Genomic DNA, 2129 nt, shown 5'->3' on the forward strand with positions numbered 1-2129 from the left:
ATAGTTTCATGGCTCATCTTGAACGCTCTCTTAGGCTATAGCGACGCTTATAGATATGATGAGATAGTGGGTAGTTTTATGTTTAGTTTGCTTTTAGGAGCATATTTCTACTTTCTAATTAATATATACAGACGCTCTAGTCTAAAAATTGACGACGATGATATTGTCGTTAGAGGTAGGTCTGGATGGAAGGTGCTAGACGAATCCATACCACTAAAAAACTAAAATCGATACGTTTAGGAAGATATGTAGAGTTTACTTTAAGCTGTGGAAAAACATTGAAGTGCGAAGGTGCCTATATACTGTTTGAGCAACAGTCTTTAATGGAATTCTTAAACACTATAGAGGCTAAAGGGGTGAGTGTTAGAAACACATAACAAGGCGTTTAAGGCAGATTCCCAACGCTTGGCGTTTTGCATTCGATGTTGGGTTAATTGTTTACGGTGCAAAGGTTTAGGTTAGGTGGTCGGCGTTGCTCACTACTTAACGCGGCGTTAAGTTTCAACAGGTAGTTCAAATGAACAAAAATATATTTTACAAATATAAATCACTAAGTAATTTTGAGTTTGTATTGGACATATTGCTTCGAGAAAGGTTGTATGCCAGTAAATATAATGAGCTTAATGACCCTATGGAGGGAGTCATTAAGGTTGACGGTACGATCCCTGATGACCTAGAAGAAGTATGGAAAAACGTACTTGAAGATCTGCGAGTGTGTTGTTTTACTCCTGACGATTCAAACACATTGATGTGGGCACATTATGCAGATGGTGGGCGTGGTTGTGCCATCGAGTTTGAACTGCTAGAAAACTCGGAACCAGTTAAAGTTTCTTATCGCAACAAGCCAAAGGTTTCCAAAAATCAATTAACAAAAGACAAAGCGATAGAAATCTTAAAATATAAAGATTCGAGTTGGAAATATGAGAAAGAGTTTCGCTGTATCACATCGGACATATATGTATCGATTGCAGTGAAAAAATTAATACTCGGACCAAAAGTGCCACCTTCTACAGTTGAACTATTACAAGGGATTCTTCGGTGCTGTAAGCCCGAGCTGCAAGTTGTTCAACTTAAAGGCAAGGGAGACAGTGTTGTTGAGCGTGTACAAATGACCGTTGGACGTAAAAGGGTTTATTACCGTGAAAGTGAAGAATGCTCAAAATGTTTGGAATTGGAGCATTACAGGGAACAGTTTGTCCGTAGGTAAAGAAACTTAACAAACAATTTAAGAGTGATTCAGCACGCTTGGTATTTTTGGTTTGAGTTTAGTTCAGTGTTTACGGTGGTCAAATCAAGTTCTGTGATCGCGTGCTTCACACCTTAATTGGGCGTTATAAGGCTTGGAGAAATATGGAACTAAATTGTCTAATTGATTCAGAGTTACTCTCGCTTAATCAAAGTTTTGATGATACCTATATCGAAATGCTATTCCTTCTTGAGTCTGATCAGAAGGTCAAATTATTTGTCAGTAATAAGCAAGGTAAAGCGATAACTGTTCGTTTTAAGGGAATGCAGCTATCTGCTAGAAAGACGACTATAAATGACATTCCAACATTAGGTGAAGTTGAAGGAGCATCTTATTTGCAAGGCTCCCTTTCTTTAGAAGGTGACTTTGGACTAATTGAAGTTGATGGTCACGATATTGTCCTTGAGCCCGCCTTATAACAAAGCGTTTAAGACGGATTCACAACGCTCGGCATTTTCAGTTTGATTTAGCTTTAGTGTTTACGTCACAATGGTTTAGGTTTGGTGGATGGCGTTGTTCACCACTTAACGCGGCGTTATATGCTTCAAAGATTCAATGGGTTAGGTGTGATATGAAAATAATTGGGTTTCTTTTAGTAGCTGCACTAACCGTAAATCTTTGTATCTCATCCTTTTCTATCTTCCAGCTATATCGTTATTTAGAGCTACAAGATAGCAATTGGCAGAAGAGTGTTCATTTCTATACTGAAGCAAGAAGTAACACCCAGATTTCGGTCCAAGAGCGCACTGCGGTAACTAAACTTATTGCTAAAGAATTGTTTATATTGGGGTATGACGGCGCCTACTATGTGGACATAAATGGTAAGGAAAAGTTGTTTAAGCCAACTGAAGATCATCGAGAGGCAAGGAAGCTAAGTTTTCAA

3 protein-coding genes are annotated in these 2129 nt (G+C 38.5%); all 3 read left to right on the forward strand.

Going from position 1 to position 2129, the window contains the following annotated elements; genetic code table 11:
• The first annotated feature begins 517 nt into the window (after nucleotides 1-517).
• On the forward strand, nucleotides 518-1207 hold the full coding sequence (locus RH45_RS11365; protein ID WP_008077255.1) for a DUF2971 domain-containing protein: 690 nt from the start codon (nucleotides 518-520) through the stop codon (nucleotides 1205-1207).
• A 143-nt stretch (nucleotides 1208-1350) separates the two neighbouring features.
• Entirely contained in the window at nucleotides 1351-1665 is a 315-nt protein-coding gene (locus RH45_RS11370) for a hypothetical protein (RefSeq protein WP_008077256.1), read from the forward strand.
• 152 nt (nucleotides 1666-1817) lie between these two features.
• The coding region (locus RH45_RS23670) for a hypothetical protein (protein WP_008077257.1) at nucleotides 1818-2129 on the forward strand (312 nt) is incomplete at its 3' end.

Source organism: Vibrio sinaloensis DSM 21326, from assembly GCF_000189275.1.
In the GTDB taxonomy this organism is placed as follows: Bacteria; Pseudomonadota; Gammaproteobacteria; order Enterobacterales; family Vibrionaceae; genus Vibrio; species Vibrio sinaloensis.